The sequence below is a fragment of the Paenimyroides ceti genome, from assembly GCF_030409925.1.
Genome location: NZ_JAUFQU010000001.1, coordinates 197,137 through 211,222 on the forward strand (window position 1 = coordinate 197,137; position 14,086 = coordinate 211,222).

Annotated in this window: 10 protein-coding genes, 4 tRNA genes and 1 pseudogene; 10 read left to right on the forward strand and 5 right to left on the reverse strand. The window is 38.0% G+C overall.

Annotation, left to right across the window (positions count from 1 at the left end; all coding sequences use genetic code 11):
- Positions 1–6: 6 nt before the first annotated feature.
- Positions 7–2,439 (reverse strand): bifunctional UDP-N-acetylmuramoyl-tripeptide:D-alanyl-D-alanine ligase/alanine racemase, encoded by a 2,433-nt coding sequence (locus tag QW060_RS00915; protein ID WP_290361848.1) that lies wholly within the window; start codon positions 2,437–2,439, stop codon positions 7–9.
- A gap of 144 nt (positions 2,440–2,583) precedes the next feature.
- On the opposite strand from QW060_RS00915, the gene QW060_RS00920 reads away from it, so the two are divergent.
- From QW060_RS00920 to QW060_RS00945, 6 genes and pseudogenes are all read left to right on the forward strand, one after another.
- Complete coding sequence (locus tag QW060_RS00920) at positions 2,584–3,144, forward strand: YeeE/YedE family protein (protein WP_290361849.1); 561 nt, start codon at positions 2,584–2,586, stop codon at positions 3,142–3,144.
- A 1-nt stretch (position 3,145) separates the two neighbouring features.
- Positions 3,146–3,558: pseudogene (locus QW060_RS00925) on the forward strand (DUF6691 family protein).
- A 13-nt stretch (positions 3,559–3,571) separates the two neighbouring features.
- On the forward strand, positions 3,572–4,192 hold the full coding sequence (locus QW060_RS00930; RefSeq protein WP_290361850.1) for a Crp/Fnr family transcriptional regulator: 621 nt from the start codon (positions 3,572–3,574) through the stop codon (positions 4,190–4,192).
- A 4-nt stretch (positions 4,193–4,196) separates the two neighbouring features.
- Positions 4,197–4,994, forward strand: a complete 798-nt coding sequence (locus QW060_RS00935) for a sulfite exporter TauE/SafE family protein (protein WP_290361851.1) — start codon at positions 4,197–4,199, stop codon at positions 4,992–4,994.
- A 56-nt stretch (positions 4,995–5,050) separates the two neighbouring features.
- Complete coding sequence (locus QW060_RS00940; protein WP_290361852.1) at positions 5,051–6,454, forward strand: MBL fold metallo-hydrolase; 1,404 nt, start codon at positions 5,051–5,053, stop codon at positions 6,452–6,454.
- An 84-nt stretch (positions 6,455–6,538) separates the two neighbouring features.
- Positions 6,539–7,114 carry a YceI family protein gene (locus tag QW060_RS00945; protein WP_290361853.1) on the forward strand — a complete coding sequence of 192 codons (576 nt, stop codon included), beginning with the start codon at positions 6,539–6,541 and terminating at the stop codon, positions 7,112–7,114.
- A gap of 134 nt (positions 7,115–7,248) precedes the next feature.
- Here the strand turns inward: QW060_RS00945 and QW060_RS00950 are convergent.
- The 4 genes from QW060_RS00950 to QW060_RS00965 all read right to left on the reverse strand — a co-directional run bounded on the left by QW060_RS00950 (position 7,249) and on the right by QW060_RS00965 (position 7,653).
- Positions 7,249–7,321: transfer RNA gene (locus QW060_RS00950), tRNA-Gly, on the reverse strand.
- A gap of 38 nt (positions 7,322–7,359) precedes the next feature.
- A tRNA-Gly gene (locus QW060_RS00955) sits at positions 7,360–7,432 on the reverse strand.
- 38 nt (positions 7,433–7,470) lie between these two features.
- A tRNA-Gly gene (locus tag QW060_RS00960) sits at positions 7,471–7,543 on the reverse strand.
- A 37-nt stretch (positions 7,544–7,580) separates the two neighbouring features.
- Positions 7,581–7,653 (reverse strand) — tRNA-Gly (locus QW060_RS00965).
- A 220-nt stretch (positions 7,654–7,873) separates the two neighbouring features.
- Here QW060_RS00965 and QW060_RS00970 point away from each other — a divergent pair.
- Genes QW060_RS00970 through QW060_RS00985 form a run of 4 tightly spaced genes read left to right on the forward strand, consistent with a single transcriptional unit; the run spans position 7,874 to position 14,073 of the window.
- Positions 7,874–8,350 (forward strand): hypothetical protein, encoded by a 477-nt coding sequence (locus QW060_RS00970; RefSeq protein ID WP_290361854.1) that lies wholly within the window; start codon positions 7,874–7,876, stop codon positions 8,348–8,350.
- A 15-nt stretch (positions 8,351–8,365) separates the two neighbouring features.
- Positions 8,366–9,520, forward strand: coding sequence for an efflux RND transporter periplasmic adaptor subunit (locus QW060_RS00975; RefSeq protein ID WP_290361855.1), 1,155 nt, complete (start codon positions 8,366–8,368; stop codon positions 9,518–9,520).
- Positions 9,521–9,532: 12 nt separating this feature from the next.
- On the forward strand, positions 9,533–12,670 hold the full coding sequence (locus QW060_RS00980) for an efflux RND transporter permease subunit (protein WP_290361856.1): 3,138 nt from the start codon (positions 9,533–9,535) through the stop codon (positions 12,668–12,670).
- 2 nt (positions 12,671–12,672) lie between these two features.
- Positions 12,673–14,073 carry an efflux transporter outer membrane subunit gene (locus QW060_RS00985; RefSeq protein ID WP_290361857.1) on the forward strand — a complete coding sequence of 467 codons (1,401 nt, stop codon included), beginning with the start codon at positions 12,673–12,675 and terminating at the stop codon, positions 14,071–14,073.
- Positions 14,074–14,086: the final 13 nt, after the last annotated feature.

Sequence of the window (14,086 nt, forward strand, 5' to 3'; positions counted from 1 at the left end):
AAGAAATTACTCCTTAAAGAAGATTCTTTTTACACGTTGTGAGATGGATGTCATTACTTCATAAGGAATTGTCTCCCATTTCAAAGCAAGTTCGGTTATAGGAATTTCTTCTCCGAAAATGATTACTTCATCACCAACAACAGCACCTGTATCTGTTACATCTATCATCATCATATCCATACAAATGCTTCCGATGATTTTTGCTCTTTTTCCGTTGATTGATACTTCTCCTTTCCCATTTCCGTAAGCACGCCGTATACCGTCTGCATAACCAATAGGTATTGTAGCGGTTTTGGTAGGTTTATCAGCGATAAAACGGCGTCCGTATCCGACACTTTCTCCTTCTCCAACATCATTGAGCTGGAGAATAATTGTTTTTAAAGTAGTGACATTTTGCAGTTTTTCATTTTCCTGTTCACTGTTTCCTACACCATAAAGCCCAATACCCAGGCGTACCATTTCCATCTGATATTCAGGGAAATTGAAGATGCCGGATGTGTTGAGAATATGCCGTATGGGTTTTATACGGAGTTGATCCGTCAGATAAGAAGACCATTTTTGAAAAAGCTTAATCTGCTGTAAGGTAAATTTTCGTTCTTCCGGCATATCACTTGTTGCCAGATGTGAAAAAATACTGGCTACTTTTACAGAATTGGTACTTTCCAGAATTGCAATCAATTCTTCAAAATGAGTATCGTTAAAACCCAGACGGTTCATGCCTGTATTCAATTTGATATGAATCGGATACTCGTACAGGCTGTGTTTTTTTGCTTCCGTTAAAAATGTTTTCAACTCCGGCAGTGAATAAATTTCAGGTTCCAGCTGGTACGAAATCATCGTAGAGAAAGCACTGTTCTCCGGATTCATTACAATAATAGCAGACTTAATGCCTGATTTTCTAAGTGCTACCCCTTCGTCAGCAAAAGCAACTCCAAGATAATCTACTTTATGAAAAGCCAGCAGCTTTGCAATTTCGTAACTGCCGTTGCCATATCCGAAAGCTTTTACCATCACCATCGTTTTGGTTTCCGGAAGCAGTTTCGATTTATAAAAATTAAAATTATGACTGATGGCGTTAAGGTTAATTTCTAAAACCGTTTCATGGGTTTTTTCTTCCAGTTCAGAAACAATTTGTTCAAAGGCATAACTTCTTGCTCCTTTGATAAGGATGGTTTCATCTTTGAATTTTTTAAGATCAAAATGATTTAAAAAGTCCAGCGTAGAATGAAATCCTTCAAAGTGCTGTAAATGCTTCAGATAAAAAGAAATATTTGGGCCAATGCCAATAATACGGTTGATATTGTTGTTTTGTAACAGAGTGCCTACCTTTTGATAAAGGATTTCATCACTAAAACCACTTTGCAAAATATCAGATAAAATCACTGTTTTTTGTGGATGTGTTTTTTGCTGTTCCAAAAAATCCAGTGCAATTTTCAAAGACTGATAATCTGAGCTGTAACTGTCATCAATAAGGGTGCATTGCTGCAAGCCGTTTTTTACCTGTAACCGCATTTCTACTCTGTACAGTTGGGTTATTTTATCCTGAATATACGCAGTATCAATCCCAAGTGCCAGTAAAGTAGTAATACAGCTGGCAATATTGTGAACGGAAGCCTGATCAGAAAAAGGAAAATCTACAGAGAAGCTGTTTGCATCATAATTGACGGTGTACGTATTGTCTTTGATATGCTGAAAACGTACCCGGGCTTCTGCCGTAAAGCTCCAGTCATAGTGAGATTGTATAGAAGCTGTTTTTTTTTGTATGCTTTCATTTTTTTCATAGATAAGTACATCAACTCCTTTAAAGAGTTTCAGTTTTTCATCAATTTTTTGATCAAGATTTTCAAATCCTTCATTATGAGCGCTTCCAATAGAAGTAAGAATCCCTATGGTGGGCTGTATGATCTTTTCAAGTACTGCCATTTCTCCGGGAAGAGAAATTCCGGCCTCAAAAATACCTAAGGTATGTTTCTCATTAATACCAATCACGGAAAGAGGAACTCCAACCTGTGAGTTGTAGCTTTTCGGACTTTTTATAATGTTGTAAAAAGGATGCAGTAAAAAGTTAAGCCATTCTTTTACAATTGTTTTTCCGTTGCTGCCTGTGATTCCGATAACGGGAATATCAAACAGGGTACGGTAATAGGCAACAAACTCCTGTAGACTTTTCAGTGTATCCTCAACTACGAAAAAGGTAGCTTTGCCTTTGACATTTTCTGGAACAGTTCTCACCACAAAATAAGTTACTTCTTTACGGATCAGTTCTTCAATATAGTCATGACCATTGTGAAAAGCACCTTCAATAGCAAAATATAAAGTACCTTTGGTATTTCGCAGAGAGCGGCTGTCAATGGAGATATCGTTGATTTCAATAAGTCCGGAAACAGGCGATTCCGAAGCTTTTAGTATAGAAGTTAAATCAGTTGTGTTCAGTTTCATTTTACTGCAATAGGATTCGTTAAATCAAAGGTAGCAGTTTTTTATTTCAAAACGGGTTCCGTTTTTCAGAGAAAAACAGTTAATGTATCTTTTGTTACATTCCATTAGAAATTATATGCCGATTTTTGTATAAAAATAATAAAGATGGATTGGATTTTAGAACCCTGGGAATGGTATATATCGGGACCCTTGATTGCTTTGGTTATGATTCTGTTAATTGTAATGGGAAAGAGTTTTGGAATGTCTTCCAATCTCCGGACGCTCTGTACTATTTGCGGAGCCGGAAAAACAAGTGATTTTTTTAGATTTGACTGGAAAAAACAGCGGTGGAATTTGCTGGTAATTGCCGGAGCCTTTATAGGAGGTTTTATCTCCAAAAACTATTTAAGTACCGATACTGTGATAACTCCAATAAGCACTGAAACCATTTCGGAATTGAAGCAGTTAGGATTTATGAGTGCTGGTAAAGCATATACCGCGACAGAATTATACAGTTCAGATGTTTTTGAAAATCCTGAAATGTTGATGATTTTGCTTATTGCAGGTGTTTTATTGGGATTTGGCTCGCGTTATGCAGGAGGTTGTACGTCCGGGCATGCTATTTCCGGTCTGAGTAATCTGCAAATGCCGTCGCTGATTGCCGTTATCGGCTTTTTTATAGGCGGATTAATCATGTCTTATCTCATCATTCCTCAACTGTTTTAATATGAAAAGTATAGGCTATTTAAGTATTGGTATATTGTTCGGAATCGTAATGTTTAAATCCGGAGCAGCTTCCTGGTTTCGAATCTATGAAATGTTTCATTTTCAATCGTTTCATATGTTTGGAATCATCGGTTCTGCATTGCTGATAGGAACACTGTTTGTACAGACTGCCAAAAGAAAAAAGTGGAAAGATATCTCTGGAAATTTACTCTTATTTCCAGATAAAGTAAAAGGATGGAAAAGATACCTTTTTGGGGTATTGTTTTTGGTCTTGGATGGGCATTGGGCGGTTCATGCCCGGGACCTTTGTTTGCCTTGCTTGGAGCTGGCTTTTTTCCTGTGATTGTCGTTATTCTCGGAGCATTGCTCGGTACATGGTTTTACGGATTGATAAAAAATAAACTGCCACATTAAAATGATAAAATCTATGAATTGGAAAGAAATTTTTCCGGATTTTGAACCTCCTCTATTGCTGGAAATGGAGCATTTTGCAGTAATCAATAATTTCGCTGAAGACGATGTGCTCATCGATATAGGGGAACCAGTGGTATTTGTACCCTTATTATTGGAAGGATATGTGAAAATCATAAGAGAGGATAAAAATGATGGAGAACATCTTCTGTATTATCTTGAGAAAGGAGCCGTTTGTGCTCTATCCATCAGCTGTTGTTTTGACCATAAGAAAAGTGAGATAAAAGCAATAGCGGAAACATCAGGTAGGGTAGCAAAGATACCTCTCGGAAAAATGGATGAATGGATGGCGCGTTTTTCAGGCTTCAGGAATTTTGTTTTACAAAGTTACAACCGGCGTTTACAGGAAATGCTTGTTGCCATTGATAGCCTCGCTTTTTTAAATTTAGAAGAACGTATCGTTAAATACCTTCGGGATAAGAAACAGATCAATAACAGTCGTTTTGTTGAAACAACGCATCAGGAAATGGCAGCCGATTTAAATACTTCCAGAGTGGTAGTTTCCAGATTGCTGAAGAAAATGGAAGCAGATAAGAAAATAAAAATAAACAGAAAAAGTATAGAATTTTTAGATTGATAATATGGAAATACAGCAAATAATAGGATTGGTTTTTGCCCTTCTGATAGGGGTTTCTTTGGGGCTTATAGGCAGTGGAGGTTCCATTCTTACCGTTCCTATTTTAGTATATGTAGTAGGGGTAGAGCCTATATTGGCAACGGCATATTCCCTTTTTATAGTAGGATCAACATCGCTGTTGGGAAGTATACGGAATATTATGGATAAAAATGTCCATTTCAAAATAGTACTGTTGTTCGGAATTCCCTCATTACTTGCGGTTTTCTTTACCCGGGCCGAGCTGGTGCCATTATTGCCGGACACCATAACCCTGTCTAATAATGTAGTGCTCCCAAAGGCGAAACTGGTGATGATTTTATTCTCGCTGGTTATGTTTGCGGCTTCGTCACGAATGATTCGCAAGCCCCGGCACAAAACCATTGCACGGCCGGAAATTCTTACTTCAGCAATGCCATTGATTACACAGGGTTTGCTTATTGGAGGTATTTCAGGACTGGTAGGAGCCGGAGGAGGTTTTTTGATTATTCCAACCCTGGTGTTTTTTGCCAATTTACCCATGCGCAAAGCCATAGGAACATCATTGACAATCATTGCAATTCAGTCGCTGATAGGCTTTACGGGTGATCTGGTGCATCAGGATATTGAATGGCCACTAGTGTTGTCTTTTTCAGGTGTTTCAATGATTGGACTGCTTCTCGGTGTGCGATTGTCAAAACGCATACTCGATGGAAATCTGCGCCGCATTTTCGGTTGGTTTGTATTGGCAATGTCATTGTATATTATGGCAAAAGAAGTTTTATAGAACAACTTAAACAACAAAAGAATTTATTAACTTTATAGAATATAAGGAATTTAGAAATGAAGATAGAACAGATTTATACAGGATGTTTAGCTCAGGGAGCTTATTATATAGAGAGTAAAGGAGAAGTAGCCATTATAGATCCGTTGCGTGAAGTACAGTCTTACATTGATAAGGCCAAGAAGTCAGGGGCCACAATCAAATATATTTTTGAAACTCATTTCCATGCTGATTTTGTAAGCGGGCATTTGACTCTTGCTGAAAAAACAGGCGCAAGAATTGTGTATGGTCCTACGGCAAATCCAAAGTTTGAAGCTCATATTGCGACCGATGGTGAGGTATTCAAAATTGGAGATATTACAATTACGGCTTTACATACTCCGGGCCATACAATGGAGAGTACTACTTATCTTTTGAAAGATGAAAATGGAACTGATCACGCGATTTTCAGTGGGGATACCTTATTCTTAGGTGATGTTGGCAGACCTGATCTGGCTCAGAAAGCCGCTAATATGACTCAGGAAGATCTTGCTGCAATTCTTTATGAAAGTTTGCGAACCAAAATCATGCCTCTAAAAGATGAGGTTATTGTATATCCGGCACACGGAGCAGGTTCTGCCTGTGGTAAAAATTTAAGCAAAGAAACAGTGGGTACTTTGGGAGAACAAAAGAAAACCAATTATGCATTGCGTGCAGACATGACGGTTGAAGAATTTGTTAGAGAAGTTACAGATGGTCTATTGCCTCCTCCAGCTTATTTCCCTGAAAACGTTCGTTTAAACAAAGAAGGGTACCGAAATGTAGAAACCATTATTGCAGCCAATAAAGCATTTACTCCGGAACAATTCAAACATTTTGCAGAAGAAGCATTGGTACTGGATGTCAGAGATGCAGACAGTTTTGCGGCCTCTCATATACCGGGTGCTATTTTTATCGGTATTGACGGTGGTTTTGCTCCATGGGTTGGTGCTTTGATAACGGATATCAATCAGCCCATAATTCTGGTAACTCCGGAAGGAAGAGAAGAAGAAACAATCGTAAGGTTGTCACGTGTAGGATACGATAATACATTAGGATATCTTGAAGGCGGTATGAAGGCTTGGGAAAATAAAGGATTTGAAATAGACAGCATCCAGCGTATCGATGCAGGGCAGTTGGCCGACCTTATAAAGGGCGGAGAAAAAAATGTATTTGATGTGCGTAAACCTGGTGAATATGAATCTTCTCATTTGGTAGATGTACCGAATACCCCTTTAGATTATCTCAACGATCATCTGCAGGAATTTCCTACTACTGCAACAACGTATCTGCACTGTGCAGGAGGATACCGTTCTATGATTGCTGCTTCGATATTAAAAGCAAGAGGATTTCATAATATGATTGATGTAAAAGGAGGCTATGGAGCAATAAAACAGACAGGTTTAGCGATGACGGATCAGACATGTCCTTCTGCGGCAAAATAAAATCATTTCTTAATTTAGTTTAAGTCCTGTAAAACACCGAAACACTAATTTTGATAAAAATATTAATTATTAAAGAATAGAATTATGAAAAAATTATTAGTGTTATTTGTAGCCTTAGGGTTCGGTTTAAACGTTTCTGCACAGACAAAATGGAGTGTAGATCCTGCCCATTCATCGTTGAATTTTTCTATTAAGCATTTGGGGATTTCCTTTGTAAACGGAAAAATGGATAAATACGACGGAACTTTAGAGTTAAAAGGAGAAGATATTACTACGGCAAAATTCAACTTTACAATTGATGTAAACAGTATCAATACAAGTGTTGAAGCACGTGATAAACATCTTAAGTCTGCTGATTTCTTTGATGCTGCTAAGTACGGAACAATAAAATTCGTTTCTAAAAGCATTAAAAAAGGTGATAAAAACCATTATAAGCTTACAGGAGATCTTACCATTAAAGATGTGACAAAACCGGTAACATTTGATTTGGTTTATGGTGGTAAAGCGGCAGATGACGGATTTGGTAATCAGAAATTAGGTTTTCAGGCAAAAACAACAATTGACAGAACAGCTTTTAATATCAAATACGATCCTACTGGAGGCGCTGTAGCTAAAGATGTAGAATTGATGGTAAATTTAGAATTTGTACAGTCAAAATAACAAATAAGTAAACAACAAACAAAAAAGTGCTTCTCATTTAAGAGAAGCACTTTTTTTATATAAAGGAATATGATAATATCAGATTAAGCAATAAAAAAAGGTTTCTAAAAATTTAGAAACCTTATTATTCCAAGAGCGGAAGACGAGGGTCGAACTCGCGACATTCAGCTTGGAAGGCTGACGCTCTACCAACTGAGCTACTTCCGCATGTAACGATTTTTGAAACTTCGTTTTGTTTTTCCAAGAGCGGAAGACGAGGGTCGAACTCGCGACATTCAGCTTGGAAGGCTGACGCTCTACCAACTGAGCTACTTCCGCATGTAACGATTTTTGAAACTTCGTTTTGTTTTTCCAAGAGCGGAAGACGAGGGTCGAACTCGCGACATTCAGCTTGGAAGGCTGACGCTCTACCAACTGAGCTACTTCCGCATATAACGATTTTTAAAACTTCGTTTTGTTTTCCAAGAGCGGAAGACGAGGGTCGAACTCGCGACATTCAGCTTGGAAGGCTGACGCTCTACCAACTGAGCTACTTCCGCATTTAATTTGTGATTGCAAATATATCTATTAAAACCCTTTCATGTCAAGCGTTTTTTGAAAAAAATAATATTTTTTTGTTCAGTACTCTGTTAACAAATTGAAAACGAACCGTAAAACTATTTTTTATAGCGTTTTTAGAGGATGGAAAATTAAGAAAAATTTAATAATTATTTGGTTCGGTAATTACCGAACTGGATGTAAATTTGCACAAAACTTTACATGAAGGATAATCCCAAGCAATATAAGTTGTTTTTAGAACTCGCTCAGCACATTGAGATTTTTCAGAGTTTACCCCCATTAGCGGCCAGAATAGTTGCTTATATGCTTGTGTATTGTAAAACCAAAGAAGGTCGGTCTTTTGAAGAACTTATAGAAATATTCGATTGTAGCAAAAGCTCGATTTCATGTAACCTAAGTATGCTTTTAGAAAGAAAAAATATGGAGTACTACTATCTTGAAGATACGCGAAAAAGATATTTTAGGCTCAATTCTAAATTTATGCTGATGCGTCTCAGCAGTGTTTTTGATATGCTGAATAAAGAATATGAACTGAATACAGCTCTTTTAGAAGTCCAGTCTGAAGACCCTGATCTTCTTGAAAGCCGTGTACCGACTTTGAAAATTTACACTGAACATTTAACGGAAATAAGAAAAATATTTTCGAATACGATAGAAAAATTAAAAACTACATTATAATAATCTCTTTGAAATATGAAAAATAAATTAAAAGCCTTGGTATTGGTTGTCTTTGGTTTAGCTGTAGTTTCCTGTGGGAAAAAACAGGAAGCAGCACCTGCTGCACCGCCGGCAGAAATCAGTGTTACACAGGTAGCTGTAAAAGATGTTACGGGATATCAGTTATTTCCTGCGAGTATCGAAGGAAAAATAAACAATGCAGTGCGTGCCAAGATTCAGGGATATATACAGGAAGTTTATGTTCATGAAGGACAATTTGTGAAAAAAGGTCAGGCACTTTTCCGTTTAGAGACTAATATACTTACACAAAATGCGGCTGCAGCTAAGTCAGGCATTGCCTCAGCGGAAGCAAACGTAAATGTTGCACAGGTAGAAGTAAATAAATTAGTGCCACTTGTAGAAAAGGGGATTATCAGTAATATTCAGCTTGAAACAGCAAAAGCCAATCTTGCTTCTGCAAAAAGCATGCTGGCTCAGGCAAAAGCCAATTATAATAGCGTAAATGCTAATATCGATTATTCTATGGTAAGAAGCCCGATAGACGGAATCGTGGGAAGTCTGCCTTTTAAAAATGGAAGTTTAGTTGGTCCTACGGATCAATTGCCTCTGACAACGGTTTCTGATATCAGTGAAGTATTTGCTTTTTTCAGTATGAATGAAAAAGAGTATTTCAACTTTTTGAATACTACACCTGGAAATACACTTTCAGAAAAAATTAAAAACCTGCCGGAAGTTGAACTGATCCTTGCAGACGGTGTAACCTATGGTTCAAAAGGTAAAATTGAAACCGTAACAGGACAGATTGACGCTGCAACAGGAACGGTTCAGTTCAGAGTTGCATTTAAAAATGCAGATAAATTGTTGAGCAACGGTAACAGTGGTACTGTAAAAGTTCCTCACTATTATAAAGATGTTCTTGTAGTTCCGGAAGCAGCTACCTTTGAGCAACAGGGTACCGTAAATGTATTCAGAGTTGAAAAAGATACTACTTACGCAGCTAAAATAGAAGTGATTGACCGTGTAGATAACATGGTTGTCGTTAAAGAAGGGGTCAAAAAAGGAGAAACCATTGTAGGAATCGGTGCAGCGTCTTTGAGAAACAAAACCGCAATCAAGCCTAAAATGGTGAATTTTGATACCATTGTAAAACCAGTAAAACAAATTTTCTAAAAAAATAAAATCATGCTAAAAACTTTTATTGAAAGACCTGTACTTTCAACGGTTATTTCTGTAATTATTGTGATTTTAGGTATTTTAGGAATCACAACATTACCGGTAACCCAGTATCCGGATATTGCACCTCCGACAGTAAAAATTACAGCTTCTTATCCGGGAGCGAATGCTGAAACAGTGATGGAGAGTGTTATCATTCCGATAGAAGAGCAAGTAAACGGGGTTGAAGGAATGACTTATATTACTTCTACTTCGTCAGATGATGGTAGTGCTTCTATTGACGTGTTTTTTGAACAGGGAGTAGATCCGGATATTGCTGCGGTAAACGTGCAAAACCGTGTATCCCGTGCAACACCTTTGTTGCCTACTGAGGTAACACGTTCAGGAGTTGTAACGCAAAAACAGCAAAGTTCGGCTTTGATGTTCCTGTCTTTTTATACCACTAACCCAAGTTATGACGATACGTATCTTCAAAACTTTTTAAATATCAACGTAATCCCTGAATTAAAAAGGATTTACGGAGTTGGAGATGCTCAGGTTTTCGGTGGTAAAAACTATTCGATGCGTATCTGGTTAAATCCGGAAAAACTGGCGGCTTATAAATTAGTGCCGACTGACGTAACAGCAGCAATCAACGAGCAAAGTTTGGAAGCTGCTGCAGGACAGGTTGGACAAAACAGCGGATCTGCTTTCCAGTACACCATAAAATATACTGGAAAATACCGTTCGGTTGAGCAATATGAAGATATTATTATTAAAGCATTGGGCAACGGACAATTTTTGCGTTTGAAAGACATCGCTGAAATTGAACTGGGGTCTCAATCCTATACCGGAATTGGTAGTAATGACGGATACCCGGCAGTATCAATGGGTATCTTTCAGACACCGGGTTCTAATGCACAGGATATTATCGTTGCTATAAAAGCAAAACTCGAAGAATTAAAAGTAAATTATCCGGAAGGAATTGATTATACAATCAACTACGATACCAATGAATTTTTGGATGCATCGATCAGTAAAGTTATCTCTACACTGATAGAAGCCTTTATCCTCGTTTTCTTTGTAGTGTATATTTTCTTACAGGATTTCAGATCTACTTTGGTACCGCTGATTGCGGTACCGGTATCTATTATTGGTACCTTTTTCTTCCTGAATCTGTTCGGATATTCTATCAACTTACTTACCCTTTTTGCTCTTATTCTGGCCATTGGTATTGTGGTAGATGATGCAATTGTAGTAGTAGAGGCCGTTCACGCCAAGATTGAAGCTACGGGAGAAGATGGAAAAACAGCCACACTGAGTGCCATGAATGAAATTACAGGAGCTATTATTTCCATTACTCTTGTGATGGCAGCTGTATTTATTCCTGTAACTTTTATTACCGGACCTACAGGGGTTTTCTATAAACAGTTTGGAGTAACGCTTATTGTAGCAATTCTTATTTCTGCAGTAAACGCTTTAACACTGAGTCCTGCCTTATGTGCTTTATTCCTTAAACCGCATGTTGAAGGTGAGCATGAGAAAAAAGGATTTGTAAAAAGATTCTTTAGTTCTTTCAATGCGGGATTTAATGCAATGACAGATAAATACGGAAGATCTTTTAAATTTTTATTTAAAAATAAATGGGTGACCATTATCTTGTTTTTAGTTGCCTTTGCAGGTGTATATATTGCAAATAAGTCAATGCCTACTGGATTCGTACCTAACGAAGACCGGGGGATGATCTTTGCCAATGTTGAGTTACCTGCCGGAGCATCTATGGACAGAACGGCTGAGATAATGAAACAACTACAGGAAAAAGCTTCTAAAATTCCGGGTGTTGTGGGGGTTACTTATACCACAGGACGAAGTTTGATCAACGGTTCAGGATCTAACTATGGTTTGGCCTTTGTTCGGTTAAAACCTTTTAAAGAAAGAAAAAGCGAAGAAATGTCAAGTCCGATGATTGTAAAAAAATTATTCGGTTTGGGTAGTACGATGCCACAGGCAAAATTTATTTTCTTTGAACCGCCAAGTGTACCTGGTTTTGGTATGTCTTCCGGTTTTGAATTAAAAGTATTAGATAAAGCGGGAGGTTCTCCTCAGCAATTAGATAAGGTTACACAGGAATTCTTAGGAAATCTGATGCAGCGTGAAGAAATTATGTATGCGCAGTCATCTTATAATACCGGATTCCCTCAATATCAATTAGATATTAATGTTCCTAAAGCAAAAGAAAGCGGTGTATCGGTAACCAATATTCTGTCCACGTTGCAAGGGTATATCGGAGGTATTTATGCTTCGGATTTCACCAAATACGGAAAACAGTTTAGAGTAATGGTACAGGCATTGCCGGATACCAGAACCGATGCAAATGTGATCAATCATTTATATGTAAGAACTGCAACAGGTGAGATGTCGCCGGTATCTCAGTTTGTAAACCTGACAAGAGTTTACGGTCCGCAATCATTGTCGCGTTTCAACTTATTTACGGCGGCAAATGTAACCGGAGCTCCGGCTGCAGGATACAGTTCCGGAGATGCCATCAAAGCGGTACAGGAAGTAGCACAGCAAAAACTTCCGACCAATTACGGTATCGATTTCTCTGGATTGACCCGTGAGGAGATCAACGCAGGTTCTCAGACCATATTGATCTTTATATTGAGTTTGGTATTTGTATACTTTATCTTATCGGCACAGTATGAGAGTTATATTCTTCCGTTTGTTATTATTCTTTCGTTGCCTTTCGGGGTAATGGGAGCCTATTTGTCACAGATGGTAGCCGGTTTGGAAAACAATATTTATTTTCAGATTGCTTTAATCATGCTTTTAGGGTTACTGGCCAAGAATGCCATCCTGATTGTGGAGTTTGCATTGCATTTCCGCCAGGCCGGAAGTTCTATTGTTGATGCCGCAATCAAAGGAGCTAAAGCGCGTTTACGTCCTATTTTGATGACTTCCTTTGCATTCATCTTCGGTCTTATGCCATTGGTATTTGCTGCAGGAGTAGGGGCAACAGGAAATAAATCTATCGGTACCGGAGCGGCGTTCGGATTGTTAATCGGAACCGTAATCGGAGTATTTGTGATTCCTGTATTGTTTGTGGTTTTCCAGAATCTGCAGGAAAAAGTTAAGCCAATGAAATTTAATAAACCGATTGAAGATTAATTATGAAAATTTTATATAGAACATTAGCGATTGTCGTTCTTGGAGCCACTTTACAATCCTGTCTGGCGACAAAAAACTATGAACGCCCGGAAGTGATTAATGAGAGTTATTTCCGTTCTGATAATCTGCCTCAGGATAGTTTATCAATGGCACAGGTATCCTGGAAAACAATCTTTAAGGATCCGGTTCTTACGAATCATATCGAAAAAGCACTTGAAAACAATATTGACATACGAGTAGCTATTGAAAACATTACAGCAGCTCAATCTATTGTTTTTCAAGGTAAAATGGGATATTATCCTACTTTAAATTTAGGAGCCAACTATACACATTCTGTGAACTCAGAAAATACGCAGATCGGTAGAATTATTGGTAGACGTCAGCGTCTGGATCAATATGACATTACTGCCAATGTAAGTTGGGAACTTGATGTATGGGGTAAAATAACGAGTCAGAAAAAAGCATCTGTAGCCAGTTATTTACAGACTGTAGCAACACATCAGGCAGTAAAAACTCAGGTAATATCGAGTGTGGCATCAGCGTATTTTCAATTATTGGCATTAGATGAACAAAAAGCCATTGCATTGAGTACGATTGCGAATCGCCAGCAGAGTCTGGAAACTAACAAAGCATTGAAAGATGCCGGAAGAATTACAGAGGTTGCAGTAAAACAAACGGAAGCGCAATTGTTTAATGCAGAAGCTTTGTTGTTGGATATTGAAAACAATATCAAAATACAGGAAAATGTAATCAGTGTTTTATTAGGAGAAATGCCTCATACAATTGAACGCTCAACGTTAGACGCTCAATATTTTGATATTGATCTGAATACAGGTTTCCCTGCTCAGTTGCTGATGAACCGTCCGGATGTTATTGCAGCAGAAAACGGATTAATCAATGCTTTTGAAATGACCAATGTTGCCAAAACGGCTTTTTATCCTACTTTGCGGCTGACGGCTACGGGAGGGTTGCAATCTGTAGACTTTGCAAAACTGTTTGATCCTACTTCTCTGTTTGGAAATTTTGTTGCCGGACTTGCGCAGCCTATTTTGAATGGAAGACAAATCAGAACGCAATACGAGGTAAGTCTTACTACAAAAGAAAAAGCATTTCTTAACTATAAGCAAACCATCCTAAACGCAAGTAAAGAAGTGTCGGATGCCCTTTATACCTATGAAACAATGGAAAAAAAGGCAGTATTGAAAGAAAAAGAAGCTTTGGCATATAGTACAGCTGTTGAGTATTCTGAAGAATTGCTGAATAACGGTATGGCAAGTTATATCGAAGTTCTGACGGCTAAAGAAAATGAACTTAACGCTGAGTTAAGTGTTGTAAATACACAGTTTGCCCAATGGAATGCCCTCATACAATTGTATAAGGCACTCGGTGGCGGAATCAATTAAATTATATAAATTG